13 protein-coding genes are annotated in these 26,507 nt (G+C 38.0%); all 13 read left to right on the top strand.

Annotated elements, in window-relative coordinates; genetic code table 11:
* Nucleotides 1-157: 157 nt before the first annotated feature.
* The 13 genes from BN986_RS22915 to BN986_RS27225 all read left to right on the top strand — a co-directional run bounded on the left by BN986_RS22915 (nt 158) and on the right by BN986_RS27225 (nt 26,086).
* On the top strand, nt 158-625 hold the full coding sequence (locus tag BN986_RS22915) for a low molecular weight protein-tyrosine-phosphatase (RefSeq protein WP_316244944.1): 468 nt from the start codon (nt 158-160) through the stop codon (nt 623-625).
* A gap of 13 nt (nt 626-638) precedes the next feature.
* Complete coding sequence (locus tag BN986_RS22910) at nt 639-935, top strand: hypothetical protein (protein ID WP_040984618.1); 297 nt, start codon at nt 639-641, stop codon at nt 933-935.
* A gap of 120 nt (nt 936-1,055) precedes the next feature.
* The gene (locus BN986_RS22905; RefSeq protein ID WP_040984616.1) at nt 1,056-1,877 is read left to right on the top strand and encodes a YihY/virulence factor BrkB family protein; all 822 of its coding nucleotides are present in this window, start codon (nt 1,056-1,058) and stop codon (nt 1,875-1,877) included.
* 238 nt (nt 1,878-2,115) lie between these two features.
* Nucleotides 2,116-2,910, top strand: coding sequence for a YfkD family protein (locus tag BN986_RS22900; RefSeq protein ID WP_040984614.1), 795 nt, complete (start codon nt 2,116-2,118; stop codon nt 2,908-2,910).
* 124 nt (nt 2,911-3,034) lie between these two features.
* Entirely contained in the window at nt 3,035-4,342 is a 1,308-nt protein-coding gene (locus tag BN986_RS22895; protein WP_040984612.1) for a Na+/H+ antiporter family protein, read from the top strand.
* A 59-nt stretch (nt 4,343-4,401) separates the two neighbouring features.
* Entirely contained in the window at nt 4,402-5,184 is a 783-nt protein-coding gene (pdaA, locus tag BN986_RS22890; RefSeq protein WP_040984610.1) for a delta-lactam-biosynthetic de-N-acetylase, read from the top strand.
* 399 nt (nt 5,185-5,583) lie between these two features.
* Nucleotides 5,584-7,728: an ATP-dependent Clp protease ATP-binding subunit gene (locus BN986_RS22885; protein WP_040984609.1), complete on the top strand. Its 2,145-nt coding sequence runs from the start codon at nt 5,584-5,586 to the stop codon at nt 7,726-7,728.
* Between the two features lie 362 nt (nt 7,729-8,090).
* The gene (locus BN986_RS25945; protein ID WP_052401108.1) at nt 8,091-9,083 is read left to right on the top strand and encodes a response regulator; all 993 of its coding nucleotides are present in this window, start codon (nt 8,091-8,093) and stop codon (nt 9,081-9,083) included.
* Nucleotides 9,084-9,102: 19 nt separating this feature from the next.
* Nucleotides 9,103-12,141 (top strand): hybrid sensor histidine kinase/response regulator, encoded by a 3,039-nt coding sequence (locus tag BN986_RS22875; protein WP_040984607.1) that lies wholly within the window; start codon nt 9,103-9,105, stop codon nt 12,139-12,141.
* 62 nt (nt 12,142-12,203) lie between these two features.
* Nucleotides 12,204-12,401 carry a hypothetical protein gene (locus BN986_RS27230; protein ID WP_148417198.1) on the top strand — a complete coding sequence of 66 codons (198 nt, stop codon included), beginning with the start codon at nt 12,204-12,206 and terminating at the stop codon, nt 12,399-12,401.
* A 538-nt stretch (nt 12,402-12,939) separates the two neighbouring features.
* Nucleotides 12,940-13,938, top strand: a complete 999-nt coding sequence (locus BN986_RS22870; protein ID WP_052401103.1) for a response regulator — start codon at nt 12,940-12,942, stop codon at nt 13,936-13,938.
* A 29-nt stretch (nt 13,939-13,967) separates the two neighbouring features.
* On the top strand, nt 13,968-17,003 hold the full coding sequence (locus tag BN986_RS22865; RefSeq protein ID WP_040984605.1) for a sensor histidine kinase: 3,036 nt from the start codon (nt 13,968-13,970) through the stop codon (nt 17,001-17,003).
* A gap of 482 nt (nt 17,004-17,485) precedes the next feature.
* Nucleotides 17,486-26,086 (top strand): Cna B-type domain-containing protein, encoded by an 8,601-nt coding sequence (locus tag BN986_RS27225; protein ID WP_040984603.1) that lies wholly within the window; start codon nt 17,486-17,488, stop codon nt 26,084-26,086.
* The last annotated feature ends 421 nt before the right edge of the window (nt 26,087-26,507 follow it).

Below are 26,507 nucleotides of genomic sequence, written 5' to 3'. Positions count from 1 at the left end.
ACTTTCTACAATTAAGTCTTTGCTTCTCAGAATAAGTTGCTTATAATGGAGTTAATGTAGAATATCTTAAACATTTTATAGGTTGGTTTAAGATATTGGATGGAAAGAGCTTCTTTGTAAGCGGGCAAGAAATAAATAATGAGGTGTATAGTGATTGGTGCGTGTATTATTTGTATGTTTAGGTAATATTTGCCGTTCGCCGATGGCAGAAGCAGTATTTCGGGATCTTGTTAAAAGTGAACAGTTGGAAGAGAAGATTCAGGTTGATTCTTGCGGGACAGGTGATTGGCATCTTGGAGAACCTCCCCATTCTGGAACGAAGAGCATACTTGATCAGCAGGGGATTTCTTATGATGGAATGCAATCAAGATTGCTGAGGTCAGATGATTATAAGCAATTTGATTATATGGTTGCGATGGATCAAAATAATTTCAGTGCACTTACACGGTCCAACAATCATGAAGGGACAGTAATCGTGAAATTAATGGAATTTGTGGAAGACATAGAAGAAGATGATATCCCTGATCCATATTACACAGGAGATTTCTATCAGACATATCGATTAGTTTCAGAGGGCTGTCACGGGTTACTTCAATTTTTAAAAGAAAAGCATTATTTAGATTAAAGGAGAGATACTAATGGGAAAACGTAAAATAATTTTAGGTGTCGTTGCAGGAGCAGTAGCAGGAGGTGCAGTAGCATTATTGGATAAAGAAGCACGCAGTTATGCTTGTGGAAAAGCAAAAGAGATGAAGGCTGCTTCCTCTTATTATATCAGTAATCCTTCTGAAGCGATTCAAGGTTTACAAAATTCAGTGGACAAGGTGAACCAAGTCTTTGAAAGCGGATCTGCTAATGCCATGAATGCTTTAGAGCAAGTGGAACAAACATTAGATAAAGTGACGAATAAATTTTCAGGTAAAGAAATAGAGTAGTACAGGGTGTTCAAAATAGAAGGGTAAAAGTTAAATAGTGGAATGTTTATCTACAGCAGCAACCGCCTTCTCCTTTTTTGAACAAGCCGTCTTAAAAGAGAGAAGGGGAGGTAGAAAAGTATTCGAAATCTGCGAAATGTAGGCAAAGATTTTTGGGGACGTTATAAAGAAGTAGAGGTATTTGGCTTAGCGGCCCAGCTTGCTTATTTCTTTATTTTGTCTTTATTTCCTTTTTTAATCTTCCTGCTTAATTTAATACCTTACTTGCCAATTGATATGGATTTAATTTTAGAGACAATTGGTGACTTTGCTCCGGAACAGGTGATGGGACTGATCACGACAAATCTGGAATCATTAACTGTTCAAAATAGCGGCCTCCTTTCCATCAGTATAATTGGAACATTATGGGCTGCTTCGAATGGTGTCAATGCAATTACAAGAGCGTTTAACCATGCCTATGGGATAAAAACAGACCGATCTTTTATCGTGGCAAGATTGGTAGCGATGGTACTTACAATAGGTATGATTTTAATTATTATTTTGGCTTTACTATTGCCAGTATTCGGGAGGATGATTGGAGTTTATCTGTTTTCCTGGATTGGTTTTACCAGCTCTTTCTTAGCAGTATGGGGGACCTTGCGATGGGTGGCGTCATCTTTTATCTTTTTTATTGTTTTGCTCTTTTTGTATAAGCTCGCACCTAATGGGCGCCTCCGATTTTCTCAGGTAGTATGGGGAACAGCATTCGCAACGCTTGCATGGCAGTTGGTTTCTTGGGGATTTTCTTTTTACGTAAATAACTTAGGAAATTTCTCCGCAACTTATGGCAGTTTAGGTACGATTATTGTTTTATTAATTTGGTTTTATTTGTTCGGAATTATTATTATTACAGGTGGTATTTTAAATGCGACCATGCTGGAACAGAAAAAAATGAAACGGTGAGACTTAACACCGTTTCATTTTTTTATACTGTAAGGAAGTTAAAAAGAATTCAAGGAATAAATGACGAAGAAAAGATGTCCTGATCCTATATAAACATAATTTATATAGGATCAGGATTCATTGTGATGCAACTAGTTAAAGTAATCCGACAAATAATTTCCAAAATGTTTCAAGGCTTCAAGTGCATAGTTTTCTTCCTTTCTGAAAAAATAAAACAAAAAGAAAGGAAGATACGGTAATGAAAAAATGCAATCGTGCTTATTTTTTTACACTTTTCTTATGTTTAACATGGCTATGGATGCCAAGCTACAGTTTGGCGGAAGAGATAAAAGAAGAGTCGAATATACCTAGTCATGTCTTAGATATCTCTAAAGAAAATACCTTTCCCAATTCCACTGAAGATCAAGAAATTATTGAGCCAAATAAATTAACAAAGGAATTAATTGAGGGAGTAGATATCCCTATTGAAAACCCGGAACTGATTAAAGTTTTAAATGAAAGTAATATTAAACCATCACCGATAGCAATTGGTTATCGCGGTATGGTCTATTTAGGAAGGTGGCCAATAAATTATCAATCCACAGAATCAAATATAAATTGGGAATACCAGCTGATTAATAAAAATGAAATGAATAATGTTGGTGGGGAAGATGTACAGGAGATGAGCTATTATCAGCAGGAAGAAAAAGAAATAAAAGGTGCATTGACAGGTAAAATAAGCAATCCAGACCAAATAAAAACCATGATGTTATTAAAAGCAAGTGAAAATACAAAACTTCCTCTTGCGTATCAAACCGTTATCGGACATAATACAAAATTGGCCAATTCTTATAATGTTCCAATCCAAAAACAAGGTATATTGGATGCCTATGCTCCTGCAGTAAATGAAAAGGGGCAAGTAACATTTGGAGAAGTTTATATCGAATTAAAGGGATCTAATAAAACCATTCAAATAAAAAATGTAACGAAACAAGGAATTGGCGCTTGGATACCGGTACAAGATTATTTATCTTTCTCTTTTAAAGTGAAATAAACACAAAGGATTGTCGAAAAGGCAGTCCTTTTTATTATAAAAAAGGTCTTGCAATTTTCTCTTTAATGCTTTATTATGATAAAGTATTAAAGAGAAAATGGAATGATTAATTGGAGGAAGAAAAATGGAATGGGTTGTTATTTTAGCAGTCCTGTTAATGACTGTTTTATGTTTATTAAAGGTAAATGTTATTTTATCTATTTTAATTTCAACGATTGCTGCCGGATTAATGGCAGGGTTAGGATTTACAGATTCTGTTGAATTGCTGGTAGCCGGGATGGGAGACTCTGCAAATACAGCATTGAGCTATATTTTATTAGGAGCTTTTGCAGTTGCCATCAGCTATACAGGGATTACAAAAATATTAGTGAATTTTATTATTCGTGTATTAACCGGGAAGAAAACAATGATGCTATTTGCATTAGCAGGTGTTGCTTGTTTATCACAAAATGTGGTGCCGGTTCATATCGCTTTTATCCCAATTTTAATTCCTCCCTTATTAAAAGTGTTTGATCAAATGCGGCTGGATCGTCGTGCCGTAGCAGTTGCCCTGACCTTTGGCTTGAAAGCACCTTATGTGATGATTCCAGCTGGTTTTGGTTTGCTTTTCCAAACACTGATTTTGGATGGTCTAAACTCTAATGGAGGAGAAATTACGTTACATGAAGTAACCTTATCTATGCTGATTCCTGGTTCTGGTATGATTATTGGTCTATTAATTGGTATATTATTTACTTATAGAAAAGATAAAACATCCAAAGATCCAATGAAGGAAGAAAAAATAAAAACGGAGGATTTAGTTGAAGAGGTAACTTTCAGCAAGCAACATGTAATGACGATTATTGCCATTATCCTGGCGCTTATCGTTCAAATTATAACGCAAGATTTGATTTTAGGAGCGTTGACTGGAATTATCGCTATGTTCGTTCTGGTAGCATTGCCATTTAAAAAACTGGATTCTGTGATGGCAGGAGGAATCTCTATGATGGGGATGATTTCCTTTATCATCTTTGCAGCTGCCGGTTTTGCAAATGTTTTACAGGAAACGGGAGCTGTATCGGAATTAGTGGAGGTATCTGTTTCTGCATTAGGAGACAATAAGCCATTAATTGCATTTGTTCTGTTACTGCTAGGTCTGGTTATTACGATTGGGATCGGGACCTCATTCGGAACAATCCCGATTGTTGCAGCCTTATTTGTCCCTATCTGTTTAGCAACAGGCTTTTCCCCTTTAGCAACAGCTGCTTTAGTCGGTACAGCCGGAGCGTTGGGAGATGCCGGTTCACCGGCTTCAGACAGTACCCTCGGTCCAACTTCTGGTTTAAATGCAGATGGAAAGCATGATCATATTTGGGATACATGTGTACCCACTTTCCTTCATTATAATATTCCGCTATTTATTTTCGGATGGATTGCTGCAATGGTTCTTTAAAAAATGAATAAAATGAAAGTATAAAGGAAAAGGTAAGAGAAAAAGTAGGTGAACTTGAAATGAAAACAACAACCACTTTGCTGCTTTCACTTGCCTTTTTCTTATGCGTATTTCCAATGAATACAGGTTACGCATACGGATGGGGATATCAAAAGAACTCAAACCATACGCCGCCTGAAATTGGTGCTTATCAGGAGGTATTGGATAAATACAATGCTTTTTACCTGGACGATTCCGGCGAAAAAAATTTATATCTGACATTTGATAATGGGTACGAACAAGGATTTACCTCGGAAATATTAGACGTATTAAAGCAGGAAGAGGTTCCTGCAACTTTTTTTGTGACAGGTCACTACGTAGAAAGTGAGCCTGATTTGGTCAAAAGAATGGTGGATGAAGGACATATTATTGGGAATCATTCCTATCACCATCCGGACTTTACCGTGATGGATAAAGAAGCCATCAACAAAGAATTGACTGATTTAGAACAAGCCGTTGCAGAAGTAAGCGATCAGGATGAATTAATTTATGTCAGACCGCCGCGGGGAACGTTTAGTACAGATACATTAAAATGGTCAACAGAGTTAGGGCTTGTTCATGTATTTTGGTCGTTGGCCTTTATAGATTGGGAAACCAATTCTCAAAAAGGCGCAGATTATGCTTACGATGAAATTATGAAGCAGATACATCCAGGAGCTATTATTTTACTTCATGCTGTTTCCAGTGATAACGCAACTGCCTTAGAAAAAGTCATTCAGGATTTAAAGCAGGAAGGCTATCAATTTAAAAGCTTAGATGATCTATGGATGAGCAAGCAGTTGCCAAAGCAGTTTCTATATTAAGTAAACATGAAAAGAGCTAATCGGGGAAATAATCCGATTAGCTCTTTTTCTTTTTCTAAAGAGTACTTTTTGTTATACTTCAAAAAAATCGTTGTTTTGAGTTGATTTTTTCGGGGAATAATTAAAAGTCAGTAAGTGAAGGGGAGCTTTCTTTTTTACAAAGAGCGTTTTGCAGCTGGTTACGCTGCGATAAAATAGTAGGAGGATCCCTGACAGAATAGGCTTTGGCCTGAATGAAATCTAAAAAAAGTGTAAAGGTCAAAAAAATCTAAAAAAATTTGACTAAAACACTTGAAAGTCAAAAAAGGTCAGAGTATAATGTAATTATAGTCAAAGATAGTCAAAGTCAAAACGACGAATAAATAAGCTATCTGACTAACTTAGAAGGAGGAATGAGAAATGAAATGTCAAAACTGTGGACAAAATGATGCAACGATAAATGCACAAATGCAAATGAATGGACAACGTATGGAAGTGCATCTTTGCCATGAATGTTTACAAGAAATACAAGGAAATATGATGAATAGTGACTTTTTCTCTAATTCTCCATTTGGCAATATGGATCAATCATTTGCCAACAACTTTTCCCAAGGAAATCAGCAAAGTGGTGCAAATGCACGCACTAGAACACAACAAAAATCAAACAATGGAAATGGCTTGATTGATCAGTTAGCAAAAAATATTACTGATCAAGCGCGAGCAGGAAAGATTGATCCTGTCATTGGTAGAGATAAAGAAATTAAACGCGTTATTGAAACATTAAATAGAAGAAATAAAAACAACCCGGTGTTAATCGGTGAACCAGGTGTTGGTAAAACAGCAATTGCAGAAGGACTGGCTGTAAATATTGTAGAAGGAAATGTTCCTACTAAATTAATGAACAAAGAAATCTACTTGCTGGATGTAGCTTCTTTAGTTGCCAATACTGGTATCCGTGGTCAGTTTGAAGAGCGTATGAATAAATTGATTGCAGAATTACAAGAACGTAATGATGTGATAGTATTTATTGATGAAATCCATTTACTTGTTGGAGCAGGTACTGCAGAAAGCTCCCAAATGGATGCAGGCAATATCTTGAAACCAGCGCTTGCCCGCGGTGATTTGCAAGTAATTGGTGCAACAACATTAAAAGAATATCGTCAAATTGAAAAAGACGCAGCATTAGAAAGACGTCTGCAGCCAATTATCGTAAAAGAACCATCCTTAGAAGATGCTGTAAAAATTCTAAAAGGAATTAAAGATCGTTATGAAAAATTCCATGAAGTACGTTATTCGGATGAAGTCGTCGAAGCGTTTGTTGGGCTTTCTAACCGCTATATCCAAGACCGCTTCTTACCAGATAAAGCAATTGATTTAATGGATGAGGTTGGTTCCAGATTGAACCTTGCAAATGCCGGGAAAGATTCTGAAACCTTGCAACAACACTTGGATGAAGTAGTGAAACAAAAACAGGAAGCAGCCGAAAAAGAAGATTACGAACGTGCTGCAAATCTTCGTTATCAAGAAATTCAATTACAAAAACAAATGGATAAAGTAGAAGATGGCGAAAAAACATTGGATGTAGATGTTTCTGACATTCAATTGATTGTAGAAGAAAAAACTGGAATACCAGTTACTAAAATGCAAAAAGATGAAAAAGAAAAAATGAAAAACCTGGCTGATGATCTTCGTGCCAAAGTAATTGGACAAGAAGAAGCAGTAGGTAAAGTTGCTAAATCAATCCGCCGCAGCCGTGCCGGATTAAAAGCAAAAGAGCGTCCAATTGGTTCTTTCCTGTTTGTCGGACCAACTGGTGTCGGTAAAACAGAATTAACCAAAGTATTGGCTGAAGAATTATTCGGCACAAGAGATGCATTGGTTCGTCTGGACATGAGTGAGTATATGGAAAAACACGCGGTGTCTAAAATCATTGGTTCACCACCAGGATATGTTGGACATGAAGAAGCTGGACAGTTAACCGAACGTATTCGCAGGAACCCATACTCTATTCTGCTGCTGGATGAAATTGAAAAAGCACATCCAGATGTGCAAAATACGTTCTTGCAAATTATGGAAGACGGTCTTTTAACCGATTCGCATGGTAGACAAGTAAGCTTTAAAGATACGGTTATCATTATGACAAGTAATGCTGGAACGGGTGAGAAGAAAGTAAGTGTTGGCTTTAATGCGGAAACACATGAATCCGTTGCGACATTAGAAAATTTAAGCAACTATTTCAAACCTGAATTCTTGAACCGTTTTGATGCAATTGTTAACTTTAACGAGTTAAAAGAAAAAGATTTATTGCAAATTGTAGATCTTATGCTGCATGATTTAGAAGCAACCATGAAGGAAAATCAAATTACCATTACTATTTCAGATGAAGCGAAGGAATGTCTTGTGAAACTGGGATATGATCCACGCTTTGGTGCACGTCCGTTACGCCGTGTTATCCAGGATAAAGTAGAGGATCAATTAACAGACTTGATTCTTGAAGGAGAAGACGTAACAGCTGTTCATGTGGATGTAGATGAAGAACAAATTATTGTTTCTAATGTATCTTAATTTAAGGTGAAATAGTACCAGGTATATCCAATAAAATAAAGCATAAAATAGATCAGCTGACCAAAGATTGGTTTAGCTGGTCTTTTTTTGTGTGGAAAACCAAACTGTAAAGTTATCCTCTCATTTTAAAGCTGATGATTTCGCTGTATAAACGAATTGAAATATGTGAGAAAGTAAGGTTTTTTTGTTCGATATATGGTATAAAAATAATAAGGATCCGTTTTGTTTTGAAAAAAGAAGCAAAAAATCGACTATCACCATATCTCATCTGTTAAAAAACAAGATATGTTTTAAACTCGTTTTAACTGTAACAAGAGTTTTTCAAATATTATGTATACAATAAAAGGGATGGAGATGAAAACGTGAATATTTGTATCATTGATGATGAACAATTAGCGTTGGAGTATTTGGATTTTCTCTTAAATAAAATAGAAGGAGTACAGATTACGGGTAAATTTAATAATGCAAAACAGTTAATAAATCATGTTCAAACAGAGGATGTAGATGCCGTATTGATGGATATCCACATGCCTGATATACATGGAATCGATTTAGCTGAACAGTTGTTAAATATCAAGCCTGTTCTAAATATTGCTTTTGTGACAGCCTATAATGAGTATGCAGTAAGAGCATTTGAACTGAATGCATTAGATTATATTTTGAAGCCGGTACAGTTAGCAAGGTTAGAGTTGACCATTGAGCGTATCAAAAAGGTAGATGAAAAATTACATAAAGCCCCGTTAAAGGCAGCGTATCACATTAAAAACCTGGGTGCAGTTCGATTCTATAAGGAAGAAAGTCCGTTAGAAGTAAAATGGAGAACATCGAAAGCAAAGGAACTATTTTTTTATTTTCTTCAAAACCATAGAAATATTATTCGGAAAGAAGACCTGATAGATTTCATGTGGGCACATCTCTCCTGGGAAAAGGCAAATTCTCAATTGTATTCCACTGTTTATCAAATAAGAAAGGTAATTCAGCAAATGGGAATACCAATGAAGATAGTCAGTCGCGAAGAAACTTACGAAATAACATTAGGAGAAGAAGTGGATATTCAATCTATTGGATGGAAACAGGAAGCATGGAAGACCTTGGAGGAGAATCATGTATCCGAATCAGCCTGTATAAAATTATTAGAAGCCTATCAAGGAGATTATCTGCAAGGGATAGAAGCTGATTGGATTTTGGAAGAAAGAAAGGAAATAAGGGAAATTTGGCTGCAGATAATAGATAATATGATAAATGATACCTTTCAAAATAAGCCGCCTTCATCTCGAAATATTTCCCAATTAAGTGCACTGGTAAGTTTTGATAAGGAAGCTCGGTTATTATTAAGTGAAAAAATGAAGTCTTAAAAAATGGGGTCTGGAAGAGTTGAAAAGAATAAAAAATAATATATTTCAACTGGCAGTTATTTTATTTCTTTTTATGATTTGCTTATCTACTTTCCGTGTGATTTGGACAGGTCTTTTTCAAGATGAAGTACAACCCGATATTCAAAATGGAATCCTTGATATTCAATCATGGGATTTGGGGGAGAAAGAAACGTTAATTTTAGATGGAGAGTGGGAGTTCTATCCTTCCCTTTTTATTATGGAGGAAAGCACGGTGCAGAATGAATCAGAATTGATAAAAGTTCCTAGAGGATGGAACGGTGTATTAGGTTCTGCTTTTGGATATGGAAGCTACCGGCTGCAAATAAAAGTGGATCGTGATACGGAACAAAATTATGGATTATACATACCAAGTATTCGCAGTTCCTCAGAGGTCTATGTCAACGGCAGAAAGCTGGCATCATCTGGTGAGATAGCTGCAGCAGAGGAACAATATACTGCAAAAAATTTACCGCAGAGAGTAGTTTTTACAGCAGATGAAGAAGGCATTATTGATATCGTTATTCAAGCTGCCAACTATAAAGATATCAGGAGCAGCGGAATTATCCGTTCTGTGAAATTTGGAACAGAGAAGGCTATCTCAAATGGAACACAGCTGTCCAGTTATTTTCAAATCAGTATCATTGTTATCTTTTTAATTCATGCAGTATATACTTTCATTTTATATCTGATAGGAAATCGGGATAAATATCTATTGTACTTTTCTATGTTGATGTTCTGCATGATTATGACATCTCTTTTAAGTAATGGAGATAAATTGATTCATCAGTTTTTTAATATACCTTATGATTTAGATTTTCGCATAGCGAATACCCTGCTTCTGCTGGGATGTTACGCTTTGCTGCAATGTACCAATCATCTGGAGCTCCCATATTGGAAAAGGATATTTCCTTTTTATAAATGGAGTATATTTGGAATGATGGGAATAACCTTATTTTTAACTATACCTCAGATTCTATTTTTATTTCCTGTTTATTACCTATTTGCTTTTATAGCTATTATCGTTACATTTTGCTCAGTAGTCCGGCTGTATAGACAGAACCCTACAACGAATATGTTTCTTGTACTTAGTTTTTTTGCGGTTGTTCATCATTATATATGGGATTTAACATGGAGGGAACAAAGTGTTTATTTAACGTTTTATCCATTTGATCTGATTGTTGCGGTAATATGCTATATCATTGTCTGGTTTAAAGGATATTTTCAAATGCATGAAGAAACGAAAGAATTGGCGGCGAGTTTACAACGGATGAATCAAGAGAAGGACCAATTTCTAGCAAATACTTCCCATGAATTTCGCAATCCTTTAAATAGTATCATGTTACTTTCTAAAGCTGTAATGAATAGGGAAGAAGCGATATTATCCAAGCGGAGTGTAAGTGAACTTCATACAGTGTTGAATGTCGGAAAGAGAATGAATCTTTTATTAACAGATTTGCTGGAAGCGAGGAATTTAAATCGTACGAAACCGCGTTTGAACAAGCAGGTAGTCGCTTTAGAGCCTATTGCAACCGGAGTCCTGGACTTATTACAGCTTTCATCAGATATGAAACAGCTGCAAGTGGTTAATAAGATACCAAAAGAATTTCCAGCAGTATATGCGGACGAAAATCGCGTGACGCAGATTCTATTTAATTTAGCAGGAAACGCTGTTAAATATACAAATCAGGGAGAAGTGATTATCTCTGCTGTAAAAAAAGAAAAGTATGTGGAAGTTCATGTAACAGATACAGGTATCGGAATCAGTGAGAAGATGCAAAAACGGTTGTTTTTACCTTATGAACAGGATAATGCAACAAGCGGTATGCAGGAAGGCGGTTTCGGGCTGGGGTTAAGTATTACCAAACAGCTGGTTGAGCTTCATGGAGGCAGTATTTCGGTCTCCTCGAAAGAAAGCGAGGGAACAACCTTTACGTTTACTTTAGAATTAGCCTCTCCGCAATCCGCTGTGCAGATCTCTAATCAATCTAAACAGGTAAATAAATACCGTTCTGAGAGGATAGAAGTTGAATTAACGCAATTACATGACAGCCAGACCCCCGCCGTTTTACTGGTTGATGATAACCCGGCGAGTTTATTAGCTTTAAATTCCATTCTATCAGAAGATGCGTATGATACGATGACGGTGACCAGTGCGAAACAAGCGCTTGAAGAACTGAAGCAGCGGGACTGGGATTTAGTCATCTCCGATATTATGATGCCGGAAATATCAGGATATAAACTCACCGGTATGATAAGAGAACGTTACTCCCTGACAGAACTCCCTGTCCTGCTGCTAACCGGTGGAAATGCTGATATTCAGGCAGCCTTTTTGGCAGGTGCAAATGATTATATTACCAAACCTGTCGAGCCAATTGAGCTGAAAGCCCGGATGGATTCTTTAATAACAATGAAGCGTGTTGCTGAGCAGCAATTACAATTAGAAACAGCCTGGCTGCAGGCCCAGATACAGCCGCATTTCTTGTTTAATACACTGAATTCGATCATGGCGTTGAGTGAGTGGGATGTAAAGGCAATGCGCAAACTTCTCGATGAGCTCAGCAATTTCTTGAGAAGTAAATTTCAGTTTCAGCAAATGAAAGATCTGATACCTTTAGAAGAAGAATTAAACATCGTCCGTTCCTATTTATATATTGAGCAAGTCCGTTTCGGGGAAGCCCTGAAGGTGAAATGGGAGCTGGACGAACTGGAAGGAGTGAACGTCCCTTTCTTATCCATCCAACCATTAGTGGAGAATGCAGTCCAGCATGGGATTAGAGATAGACAGGGAAAAGGAACGGTGACAGTAAGTTTTCAAAAAGATCCTGTTCGCTCCAAAGCAGTGATTACCGTAGTGGATGATGGAGCAGGAATAGAAGAAAAAGATATTCCAAACATTTTAAAAGGAGAATCAGATAGCGAATCAGGTGTAGGTGTATTAAATGTAGAAAAAAGATTGCATCAGCATTATGGGAAAGGTTTAACCATTGTCAGTTCTTTGAATAAAGGAACGAGCGTATCTTTTGAAATAGATATTTAGACTTTGATTGGGTTTGCATATGTTAATAACGGGAATGAAATAAAAAAGTATTCACTTAAGGAGTGGTATGTATCGCCTATCTAAGGACGATTGCCAAAATATTGTGCGGTGCGGTCATAGGGTTTATATTACTTCTCGCCTATCATTGGCTGACTGAGCCGGCGGTTGCTCTTCAAGACACTGTAACGACAGGGATTATTGCTATGGTTTTAATTTCTATTGCGGCAGTAATTTATACATTTACAAAAAATAGAAGATAAAGCTGCTGATTAGTTTTTTATGGATTTCCCAATAGTATGAATAAGCCCCTTCTTGATTTTAATAAAACGTAAGGAGCGACTTATCTCCCTCTTCGTTGTAGGCGTTTTAACAATGGTATGGTCGTATAAGCAATCAGCAAATAGGAAAATTTAATAGTGAGTCAGGTGCAGGTATTTTAATTTTGAAAAAAAGATTGCATCAGCATGATGGGGAAGGTTTGACGTTTGAAAATACATCAGGACGTGGAACGAAGATGTCTTTTGAAGCGGATGCAGCTGATAAAGAAGGTCATAGAAGATAGAACTTCATTCGTCAGATAAGAAAAGTATTTCTGACGGGTGAAGTTTTATTCATTTATTCTCTCGTAAGCCCGGATTTAAAAAAATGGGTAAGGCAACAGGAAGTATGGATTATAACGTAGATGACTGTATAGAATTTGTACAGAAAAAAATCGGAAGGCTATGATTTAATATCATGTATCCTTGGGTTATAAGTATGTTTAGATATACTAAATATAGATAGCCAGGAGGAAAATCTATGCTTGATGTTGCTATTATTGACGACGAACCGCTGGCATTAAAATATTTGGATTTACTGTTACATAAAATAGATGGAGTGCATGTTACCGGGAAATATATGGACCCCGATGACTTAATTAATCATGTGCAGACAGAACACATAGATGCTGTATTTATAGATATACATATGCCTGCTATGAAAGGTACAGATTTAGCGGAACAGCTGTTAAATATCAATTCTTCTTTACATATTGGTTTTGTGACGGCATATGATGACTATGCCATTAAAGCTTTTGAACTAAATGCAGTAGATTACATATTAAAGCCTGTAAAACAGGAACGTTTAGCTATAACTATAAAGCGGATCACGGAAAGGAAGGTAGCAGAACAGGAAAGCACGCCTGAAAACCGGACGACGGTTATTAAGGATTTGGGCGCTTTGCAAATATACCAGGGGAATAAGCGGATTGATGTGAAATGGAGAACATCGAAAGCAAAAGAATTATTTGCTTATTTTATCCATAATCATGAAGATACAATTCGAAAAAGTGAATTAATTGATTTGCTATGGAATAATCTTCCTTGGGAAAAAGCAAATGCCCAACTGTATACAACGGTATATCAAATTAGAAAGGTTATGCAGCAAATAGATAATCCCGTTAAAATCATCAGCCAAAAAGAATTTTATCAAATTGATATTGATTATGATGTACAAATTCAATCACGCGAATTTAAGCTTGCAGCATATGATTTATTAAAAAGAGAAAATGTAAATGTCGAGCATTATTTCAAGGTGCTGGATGTGTATCAAGACGAGTACTTTGCCGGTCTTGATTACCTTTGGGCTGTAAACGAGAGGAAAATACTGAGAGATTTATGGCTGGAGCTTATCATTCGATTGTCAGCATATTTACACCGCTATGAGAAGTCGTCGTCCTATAATATGTCGAGGTTAAAAGATTTAACCGATTTTGATGCAGAAGCGGTAGAGATTGTAAAAGAGAAATCATGGATTTAAGCATAGCCATGAAAAAAGAGTTGATATAAATGAAACGGGATTATATCCGAACGGGATTTTTTGCGATTCTCTGTATGATCAGTTTGTCTGTTTTTCGGCTGGTCTGGGCAGGTTTATTTCAAGAAAATATAACTCCCGATATTCAAGAAGGAAAGCTTGATTTAAGCTCGTGGGAAATAGAAGAGGGGCAATCGCTGTTGCTGGATGGGGAGTGGGATTTCTATCCGTCGCAGTTTTTGATGCAGGAAGATACCATCCCTGCAGAAGCGCCGGAAGCAATTCAAGTACCACATGGCTGGGAGAATAATCTGGGTTCCCCTTTTGGTTATGGAACATACAGGCTGCAATTACAGGTACAGCCGGATGATGATCGGAATTTTAAATTATACATACCGAACATCCGTACATCATCGGAAATTTATGTGAATGGTCACAAAGTAGCGGAGACCGGTCAACTGGCGGAAACAGAAACTGCGTATGTTGCGGATATTATTCCTAAAACAGTGACTTTTACAGCGGATGAAGAAGGAAATATAGATCTTGTCATTCAGGTTGCAAACTTTATAGATAGCAGAGATGGAGGTATTTATCTCTCGCTTCGGTTTGGGACAGATGAAGCCATCACAAAAGAAGTACAGCTTACGAATTATTCTCAAGTTGTGATTGCAGCTATTTTATTTATGCATACGGTATACACATTGATTATTTATTTTATAGGAGGAAAAGATAAAAAGGTTCTTTCCTTCTCGTTGTTGACCTTTAGCTTATTTTCAGGTTTTCTGTTTTATAGCGGTGAAAAATTGCTGCAGCAATTTTTTAATATAGATTATGAATTAGAATTTTGGATGATACATACGGTGTATTTAATCATCTTTTATGCACTGGTTCAATGTACCGATCATCAAAAGCTGCCTTATTGGAATAAAATCTTTCCATTTTTTAAATGGGGAATGGCAGCCTTAGCTGTGGTAACGATCTTTTTGTCTATGCCCCAAATTTTGGCACTTCGCCCTGTGTATAATATATTTGCTTTTTTTACGGCAATTGTTACCAGCGCCTCGATTATCCTGATGTATAAAAATAATCCAAAGGCAAGAAACCTTATGCTGCTCGGTTTTATTGCTATTTCCAACCATGGGATATGGAATTATTTATGGTCAGGTAAAAGCGTTTATCTAACCTTCTATCCATTCGATATGATAATTGCTGTTACCTGCTATACAATTGTCTGGTTTCAGGGATATTTTCAAAAACATAAGAAGACAAAAGATTTAGCGGAGAGATTGAAAAAAGTGAACGAAGAAAAAGATCAATTTCTGGCAAATACATCGCATGAATTCCGTAATCCTTTAAATAGTATATTGCTGCTTTCCGAGGCGATACGGGACAGGGAAAAAACAAGCTTATCCAAACAGAGTAAGACAGAATTAAACACCGTATTGAATGTTGGACAGCAAATGAATCAGTTGTTGACAGATTTATTGGAGACCAGAAACTTACAGGTCAATAACCCAAGATTAAACAGACAGGTGATTGCATTAGAGCCGATTGTCACAGGAATTATCGATGCATTGCGTTTTTCATCTGATGTGAAGAACTTGTCTATCGTTCATCTGATTCCTAAAGATTTTCCACCTGTGTATGCAGATGAAAATCGGGTGAAACAGATTTTTTTTAATCTCGTAGATAATGCCATTAAGTATACTAATCAGGGATCAATCACAGTCTCTGCTTCTATCAAAGAGCATAAAGCAGCAATCCATGTGACGGATACAGGTATTGGAATCAGCAAGGAGATGCAAAAGAGAATCTTTCAGCCTTATGAACAGGGGAACCCGGAACATGAAATGTCTGAAGGTGGTTTTGGATTAGGATTAAATATTGCCAAGCAGTTAGTGGAACTTCATGGCGGAACGATTCGGGTTTCTTCTAAAAAAGAAGAAAAAACAACCTTTACATTTACGTTAGCATTGGCAACGCAAGAAACGGTTGTATTGAACTCTGAAAGTCAGATAGAAAAGCCGGTGCTGAAAGAGAAAAGGGAACAAACAGTGCAGCCAAATAGAAAAAACAATCAGGTGCCATCCGTCTTAATCGTCGATGATAATCCAGCAAGTTTATTGGCGTTAAAGGCTATTATTCCAAATGATATGTATCAACCCGTATTTGTTTCCTATGCTAAACAGGCTGTAGAGGAACTGAAGAATCGAGAATGGGATATCGTTATTTCGGATATCATGATGCCGCAAATTTCAGGATATGAACTTACCAGAGTGATTCGGGAGCGTTTTTCTTTGACGGAATTACCTGTGCTGCTGCTTACTGGAGGAATGACGGATATACAGGCCGCATTTTTAGCCGGAGCAAATGATTATATTACGAAACCTGTAGAACCGGTGGAGTTGAAAGCGCGTATGGATTCTTTGATAACACTAAAACGTGTCGCCGAACAGCAGGTACAAATGGAAACTTCCTGGCTCCAGGCTCAAATACAGCCGCACTTCTTATTTAATACATTGAACTCCATTATGGCATTAAGCGAATTGAACGTAGAAGAAATGAGGAAGCTGTTGAATGAGTTCAGTAATTTGTTAAGAAGTAAATTTCAATTTCAGCATATGAAAGATTTGGTACCTTTAGAAGAAGAGTTAAATATTGTCCGCTCGTATTTGTATATTGAACAGGTCCGATTTGGAGAAGCTTTGCAGGTGAATTGGGATCTGGAGGATGAACAGGGAGTGTATGTGCCATTCCTTTCCATTCAGCCGCTAGTGGAAAATGCAGTACAGCATGGTGTCCGGAACAAACAAGGAAAAGGGACAATTACGATTAGCTGTGAAAAAGATTCTGCCCGGTCCAAAACAACGATTACAGTAGAGGATGATGGAGCAGGTATAGAAGAAACAGAGGTTCCAAACATTTTATCAGGAGAATCAGAAAGCAAATCAGGAGTCGGCCTTTTTAATGTAGATAAACGATTGCACCAGCATTTTGGCAAAGGACTACAGGTTATAAGTTCACCGAGTCAGGGGACAAAAGTGGCTTTTGAGGTGGATTTGTCATGAACAGAATAGGATGTACATTTATGAAACCTTCATTTTATTAAGAAGCTTAATAAAATGAAGGTTTTTTATTATGAAATACAAATACTGGTATATTTATAGATTATTTGGATGTATAGAATTTGTATATATACATACTATTCTCTGGGGATTATCCGTAAGCTATTATAAAAATGACTACAAATTCTCATTTCCAATAAAACGAGATGAATTGTAATTTTATTTCATGAAAGTTAAGAAAAACGGTGAGAAATAGGGATAAATATGTAGTCAAAAGGAACTTTAAAGTGTTTCTGTCAGTTGGATAAGGTTTAGACCAGGGCGTTTTCATGAATAGCAAAAGTCTATTCATCTATTAGATAACGTTCTTTTATGCTTTGCTGCAGAACAGAAATCATTTTAAAGATATAAAGACTTTGGGAGGTGTGGGGTTTCACTATTCTAGCAGTTATTAAAAATAAACAGGAAAAGGAGGACTGAAATAATTGAAGAGAAGAGCAAAAAGAGCCAGTATATTTATGATTTTTCTTCTTGTTATGCAGTCCGTTGTAACTGGGATTGCACCTATACAAACGGCATACGCAGAAGAAAACAAAAATGATACGTTCTTTGATTTCGAAAGCATTTCTGAGAGCTCTTTTTCCGAGGAAGATGATGGCTGGTTTCTACATATAGACTGGTCGCTTGCCGGTTATGATTTAGAGGATGTAAGTCAGCCTGTAGATTTTAATTCTCCTGCAGCACTAATAGAGCAGGAAGGCATAATATCTTCGGAAGGGGAAGAGGTGGAAATTGCCTCCTTTGAAACAACAGAGGATGTAATCCGTGTCACGTTTAATGAATCGGCACTGGAGCATGCAGAAGCTGAGGGTACATTGAAGCTGCAATTGCCTTTAGAAGAGGAAGAAGTTGTTGAAGGAGAAGAAACCACTGAAGAAGCTGTAGAAGAGGGGTCAACGGAAGAAGGAACCGAAGAAGCTGTAGAGAAAGAAGCAGCTGAAGAAGAAGGAACCGAAGAAGCTGTAGAGAAAGAAGCAGCTGAAGAAGAAGGAACCGAAGAAGCTGTAGAGGAAGAAACAGCTGAAGAAGAAGGAACCGAAGAAGCTGTAGAGAAAGAAGCAGCTGAAGAAGAAGGAACCGAAGAAGCTGTAGAGGAAGAAGCAGCTGAAGAAGAAGGAACCGAAGAAGCTGTAGAGGAAGAAGCAGCTAAAGAAGAAGGAACCGAAGAAGCTGTAGAGGAAGAAGCAGCTAAAGAAGAAAACATTGCGCCTTCTGCTGCTTCTGAGGTTGGACCACAAGTTGAATTAGGGAACATCTTCACCTTTGACAGTTTTAAGCTTAATGGCGAAGAGATAGAAGATGGAGCTATCATTGACATAGGCGATGGTACCGGTGTGAAAATAGAATATGCCTGGGCAACAGATGATACTGCAGCAGCTGGCGATACCGCTTCTATTCAATTGCCCGATGTATTTAGGCAGGTGAATATATCAGGCCAGCCAATCGTTACTAGTGGTGTAACAGTCGGAACTTACAGTATTCAAGATGGCGTACTTCAGTTTATCTTTAATGAAGCCATTGAAGACGGTGCAGTTCAAAATGGTATCGTTGGTCTAAATTTACAATTTGATTTAGAAAAATTCCAAGAAGATATTGAACAGGTGATTCACTTTAATGACAGAAGTGATAAAACAATCACCGTTATTGCCAAACCAAGTGGGGATATCAGTGGTATAGATAAAGAGGGTCATCCTGATCGGGAGCAAAATGCCAGAGAGATCACTTGGACAGTTGATGTATTAAACAATGGTGAGGAACCAATTACGGAAGCGATTTTGAAAGATATTATTCCAGAAGGTTTAGGAGAGCCAGCTGAATTTATCATAAATGAATTAACTGTAGGACTTGATGGTTCGAAAAGTGTTGGAGCTGAAGTTGAGGTAAGCCCAAGTGTAGATGGGAATGCATTCACCATTGCTTTTGACCATTTGGAACCTTATAAAGGCTATCGCGTTCAATATACAACGACAATTGATGATTATAGTGTTCAAAATTTTACAAATAGTGCAACATTCTCTTATGGTGATACCGAATTACCTGCAGAAGCCACCGTTTTTGCAGGAGAAAGAAGTAATCCGATTGAGAAAAATGGCAGCTATAATAATGAAACTGGAAGAATTGATTGGGAGATTATCGTAAATGAATCTGGAGGAGTAATTGATGAAGCAATTATTCATGATACCCTTCCAGAAGAATTAACAATAGCAGAGGGTTCTATAGAAATCCATAAATATGATGGGAATTGGCAGCATATAGAGACAACAACTGCTGATGCATTCCCGATTAATTTAGGAAAAGTGGAATCCAACGAAATTTACCAAATCGCATTCAGTACAGGTATTGACTGGTCAAAAGTAAATGGCGGTGAATATCAGCAGAATAACCAATTTACGAATCAAGCAGAACTATATGATGGAGATACCAAGGTTGGAGAAGATGAAGCAGCTGTTGAATTTATGAGAGAGGTGCTTCTTGAGAAAACAGGAAAATCCAATGTCAATTATGATAATAAAACGCTCACTTGGACCATCGATGTTAACAAAGCAAAACATCCAATAGGCGGAAATGCTGTTATCACTGATTATATCCCGGAAGGATTGGATATTTCTAAGGATGACATTGTTATTACTAAAGATGGAGAAGCTTTTAATCCGAAGAGCATAGCAATCAATCCAGTTTCTGAAGGAGAGAATGCAGGGAAAACAGAAGTTATCATAGACTTGGGAGATATAGGATCGGGACATATTCAAATCACTTATACAACGGAGATTACCGATTTCAACATTAACAAGTTTGCCAATAGTGCTTCTCTAAATGGAGAGGGAATTGGTGAAGAGGTAGTAGTTGATACAGAGAATATTAGCCCACCGCCAAACAGTTTTGACAAAGGTTTTACAGGTATTAATTACAACGAGAAGACAATAGGCTGGCGTCTTAACGTTACTCCAATCAGAGAAGCAATCATAGAGCTGGAGATAGTTGATACTTTTCCAGATAAAGGGCTGATTTTACTTCCTGATACAGTAAAAGTTACTCGTGCAGGAGGAGAGACGCTTACAGAAGGAGAACATTATACACTTGAGCCTGGCACAGAAGATGGAGAAACAGGTTATCATAAAGGTTTTATTATTAAACTTGATGAATCTGTATTACCGTTAAATGCTCCATTAGAAGTTACTTATCAAACTTCGTATGATCCGCAACTTGAAGTGGAGGGCAATCAGCTTGATCCGCATGTACGCGGAGAAGGGCAAACCAAAGTGTATAAAAACCATGCTCAATTCACAGGGAAAACAAACTCTGGTGATTTTAGTGAAGGAAGAGATGCTCAGACAAGAACGATAAGAGACGACTCCTGGAACAGCGGCAAAAAAGAGGGCCGGCTCGTACACACTAACAGTAACGGGGAGTTGAGTAATGGCTGGGTAAGCGGTTCAGAAAGAAAAGTGGCCTGGCAGTTGTATACTAACTATCAGCAGCAGAACCTTGGAACTGGTGTGGTCATTTCCGATACATTACAGTATGAAGGAACGATAGATGAAGACAGTATTGTTGTAAAAACTTATGAAGTTGCTGGGAATGGAAATACGTCCATCACTAATAACGTGTTGGATGCCGGAAATTATAACGTTGATGTAGATGGTGATACATTCACGTTAACATTTGCGGAAGGTTTTGAAGTAAACGAAAGATATGTCATCGAATTTACAACCTCTGTCCCAGATATCTCACAGCCAAATTATACAAATAAAGCCACCGTTACAGTCGGCGACAACGACCATTCTTATTCAGGGACAGTGAATTATAATAGACATAATCACTTCTTGAATAAAGGACCTGTCGGACTGCAGAGTGATTCGGTCTTTACGGGAGAAGAGATTAACTGGCAGGTAAAAGTGAACGAAAGTCTTTCCATTATTGAAGATGCAGTCATTACAGACACAATCAGTACTGGGCTTGTTTATGTACAGGACAGTCTGGAAATCACTGCAGCAGATGGCTCAACTTTAGTGCTAGGGGAAGATTTTACACTTGAGGTGACAGAAAATGATAATGGTGAAACGGTATTAACCATTGATTTAGAGGGTACCGTAACAGGAATTTTAACATTAAACTATACCACTGTTGTAACAGAAACAGATGGAGAGGTTAACAATACTGTTGAGCTTAGTGGCAGTGATATTAAGAATAAAACAGTTGAATCTGAAAGGTTAAAAGCAACTCAATTCTCCTGGGTTGATGGAGAGTACAATCCTAACCGCGGAGCAATCAGAGTTACGAAAATTGATTCTGAAGAAGAAGAAACAATTGCCAACAATGAGGCTGTATTTAAATTATCGTATGATTTAAATGGGGAAAGAGTCCAGTTTGGTGAAGCATTTACAACAGAAAATGGTGTTCTGAATATCGGGAATCTGCCGCTTAGAACCTATTATCTGGAAGAAGTGGAGTCGCCAAATGGATATGTTTTATCGAATGAAGTAATCGAAATTACGGTAGATGAACCATATGGAAGAAATGAAATTGTTCATGAAGTTAATTTCGAAAACACCAAAGAAAAAATCGATGTAACAGGCACGAAAGAATGGCAAGGCGGCGAAAATCGACGCCCGGAATCCATTGAACTGCAATTATTCAGAAATGGAGAAGCGCTTGGTAATCCTGTTACTTTAGAAGCTGATGAAACAGAATATACTTGGACGGATTTAGATAGAACAGATTCGGGCGGTAATGCGTATGAATATACTGTGGATGAAGTGCAAGTACCAGAAAACTATGAAAAAACTGTTTCTGAAGATGGATTAACGATTACAAATGAATTCGTATCTCCAACTACTGAAATTCCAGTGAAAAAAACTTGGGAGGACGCGAACAACCAGGATGGCAATCGTCCGGAATCCGTTGAAGTTGCATTATTTGCAAACGGCGAGGAAACAGATGTAGAAAACGTTATTTTGAATAATGAAACTGAATGGCAAGGTTCATTTACAGATTTACCGGAGCTGGATAATAGCGGAGATAAGATTACTTATACCGTTGCAGAAGTAGACGTACCGGAGCAGTATGAGAGTGATGTTGCCGGAGATGCAGAAAACGGATTTGTTATCACGAACAGCTATACACCAGGTACGGTAGATATCCCAGTAGAAAAAATATGGGAAGATGCAAATAACCAGGATGGTGCCCGCCCAGACGGCATTACAGTACGTCTGTATGCAGATGGCGAAGCAACACAACGCTTCATCATTTTGAATGAAACTAATAATTGGAAAGTTACGTTTACCGATTTAGATGAATACCAAAATGGAGAGCGAATCACCTATACTGTTGTAGAATCAAATGTACCGGCTGGATACGAAAGTACTGTTAGTGGAAGCACTGAAAATGGCTATACCATCACAAACAGTTACTCACCAGAAATGACGGATATTACAGTAGAAAAAGCATGGCAAGATGTCAATAACCAAGATGGAGCACGACCGGACAGCATTACGGTTCATCTTTATGATGATCGTTCAAACGTTGTAGCAACGGAAGAAATAACAGCTGATAACGATGGAAATTGGTCACATGTTTTTGAGAATTTGCCAAAATATCGTGATGGTGTAGAAATTGCGTATAACGTAGCAGAGGATACTGTAGAAGATTATTCCTCTACTATTTCCAATAATGGTAATGGAACATTTACTGTAACGAATGAACATACACCAGAGCAGACTTCTGTTACCGTCAATAAATTCTGGAATGATAAAAATGATCAAGACGGTCAGCGTCCAGACAGCATTCGCGTTCAACTGCTTGCAGACGGAGAAGCCTTAGGAAATGAGGTGCGCATTACAGCAGCAGATAATTGGTCCTATACATGGTCTGGATTAGATGCGAATCGCGATGGCGGAGAACCTATTGATTATACAGTGGAGGAAGTCGATGTTCCAGCAGGATATGAGTCAGATATAAATGACGCAAATCACGGAGCAATTTCGATTACCAACAGCTATGAGCCGGAATTGATTGATATTCCAGTTTCAAAAGTATGGGATGATGCCAATAACCAAGATGGCAACAGACCGGAAAGTATTACGCTTCATGTCATCAATGGAAAGTCTGAAATTGTCCAGACAGCAGAAGTAACTGCAGATGAAAATGGCGAATGGTCTCATGTATTTGAAGGATTACCGAAATATGATAATGGGAAAGCAATCCAATACCGTATTACAGAAGATGCCATCGAAGGCTACGGGGCAACTGCTGTAAAACAAGCAGATGGATTTGTCATTACCAACAGCTATACGCCAGAACAAACATCATTGACTGTTACGAAAGGATGGGATGACGGCAATAACCAAGATGGCGTCCGACCAGAACATGTAACCGTTCAATTATTCGCTGATGGAGAACCTGTTAACAAATCTGTTCGTTTATCATCAGAAAATGATTGGACGCATACTTGGACAGAATTAGATGTTTATCAAGACGCCGGTCAGGAAATCAACTATACGGCAGAAGAAACAAATGTCCCAGAAGGTTATGAGGAGCCAACTGTAGAAGAAGTTAATGGAAACGTGTTGATTACAAACAACCGTACACCAGATACAGTAGAAATTCCTGTTACCAAAGAATGGGATGATGCAGAGAATCAGGATGGCGTCCGCCCAGACAGCGTGACTGTAAATGTTATCAATGATGCATCGGAAATTGTTGGAACAATTGAATTGAATGAAGAAAATGATTGGACGCATACGTTTGAAGGTTTGCCGAAAAATCGTAACGGTGAAGAAATTGGATATCGTGTGACGGAAGATTCCGTTGCGGAGTATTCAACCGAACTGGAGACCGGTGATAACGGTAATGTGACAATTACAAATGCATACACACCAGAACAAACATCGGTGACCGTTTCAAAAGGATGGAACGACAACGATAATCAAGACGGCATTCGCCCTGGGCAAATTGAGGTTCAATTATATGCAGGGGAAGATGAAGTTGGCGATACCGTTATCTTATCTGCAGAAAATGATTGGATGCATACCTGGTCCGAACTGGATGCATATCAAAACGGCGGTGAAGAAATTAATTACACCGTAGAAGAAGTATCTGTGCCAGAAGGCTATGAAGTATCTGTCAATGATGCAGACCATGGAAATATCATGTTAACTAACTATCATGAACCGGAACAAACCAGTGTCCATGTTTCTAAAGCATGGGATGATGCGGAAAACCAGGATGGTATTCGTCCGGCATCCATCACAGTGAATTTACTTGCCGATGGAGAAGAAATAGATTCTATCGAATTGAATGAATCAAATAATTGGCAAGCAGATTTTGCGGACCTGGATAAATTTAAAAACGGTGAACTAATCGACTATACGGTGGAAGAATCAGCCGTTGACGGTTATGAAGATGAAACAACTGGAAATGCGGAGGATGGCTATGTCATCACAAATATGCATGAGCCAGAGTTGATTGATTTAGAAGGAACCAAAACTTGGGATGACGCTGATAACCAAGATGGCAAACGTCCAGAGTCCATTACAGTTCATTTATTAGCAAATGGTGAGGAAGTAGAAGACGTAGAAGTTACAGAGGAATCAGATTGGAGCTATGCATTTACAGACTTGCCGAAATTCGAGAATGGGGAAGAAATTAACTACACCATTCAAGAAGATGACGTAGAAGATTATTCTACGGAAATTACTGGTATGGATATTACCAATAGTTATACCCCAGGAAAAACAAGCATCAATGTTATCAAACATTGGGAAGATGCAAACAATCAAGATGGTATTCGCCCAGAATCCATTACAGTGAAATTAATCGCTGACGGTGAAGAAACAGGAAAAGAAGTTGTATTAAGTGCTGATAATAATTGGCAGGCTGACTTTACTGATTTAGACGAATACAATAATGGAGAGCTGATTGACTATACAGTGGAAGAATCAGCTGTTGATGGTTATGAAGCGGAAACATCCGGAAGTGCAAAGAATGGCTATGTCATTACGAATACGCATGAACCGGAACGGATTGATGTAAAAGGAACCAAAACCTGGGATGATAATAATTATACGGATCAACGCCCAGATTCCATCACTGTTAACTTGTTAGCAGATGGGGTAAAAGTGGATTCTGTAGGTGTCACTGCGGAGATGGGTTGGACATTTGAATTTACAGATGTACCTAAATTTGCAGACGGTACAGAGATTACCTATACAGTGGAAGAGGCAGCTGTTAACGGATATGTAACGGATAATGTAGAAGGAAGTGCGGCAGATGGGTTCACCATCACCAATCGTCCGGCAAAAGTAAGTGTAGGAGATTATGTATGGATTGATGTGAACAAAGATGGCCTGCAAGACGAAACGGATATTCCGCTACCAGGTGTCGTCTTAACGATTGAAGATGAAGACGGCAATCCAGTAACAGACGTCTACGGAAATCCAGTAGGACCAGTTACAACAGATGAAAATGGATATTATATCTTTGAAAATCTGACAATCGATCAAACGTACATTGTACGAATTGATCGTGAAGCATCCGCAGAAGCCTTGGAAGGATATGTACCAACCTTGGAAGAAGTGGGTAATGATAATTCCATTGACTCATCTACATGGTTTGCAGTATCTCGTCATTTAACAGAAGGCGGAGAACATGATCCGACATTAGACTTTGGCTTTGTGAAAGCAGAGTCAGAGGAGCCAGGAGAAGATCCAGGCAAAGAGCCGGGAGAAGATCCAGGTAAAGAGCCGGGAGAAGATCCAGGCAAAGAGCCAGGAGAAGAGCCAGGAGAAGAGCCAGGAGAAGGTCGAGGTAAAGACTCAGAAGTAGCCCCAGGTAAACCAGAGGAAGCTTCTGGTAAAGAATCTGGAGAAGACTCGGGTGATTTTGAAGGAACGGATGAAAGTGATGGTGAAACATTACCAGGAACAGCAACAACAATGTTCAACTTATTGCTTATCAGCTTAGGTTTACTGGCAGCAGGTACAATTTTAATCATTGTCAATCGCTTTCGTAATCGTTCATCTAACTAAATAGAACGGATTTGATTAAGAAAAGAGGTTATTGCCAATTTAAGGTAATAGCCTCTTTTTCTGTCTGAAAATGAAAAAATTAAAATATGGAGGTTTACTTACATATCATCTATATAAAACGAAACTTCACTCAATGGGAGTTTTCAACGCACAATTCTTTACGATGGGACGAGTAATCGCAGCAACGGTTTTAATAGACCGAGTAATCGCAGGTCTCAATGTTGTCAGGTTAATACGACCGCTGCGACGGGTTATGGTGGGGTGAGTAATCGCAACCCCAGAAAAACACTACGCTAGTTAGCCTTATTGCAATCTACCAGTATCAAATATAATCTTAATGAAATTCACTAACCTGACAACATTGGTAATCGCAGTCCCAGCCCCAGTCCCAGGACGTCGCGAACTTAGTTTGCCGTTCTTC

Source organism: Oceanobacillus jeddahensis, assembly GCF_000750635.1.
Taxonomy (GTDB): domain Bacteria; phylum Bacillota; class Bacilli; order Bacillales; family Amphibacillaceae; genus Oceanobacillus; species Oceanobacillus jeddahense.
Note: the sequence above shows the minus strand (reverse complement) of the source record. Positions and strands in the feature narration are given on the sequence as shown.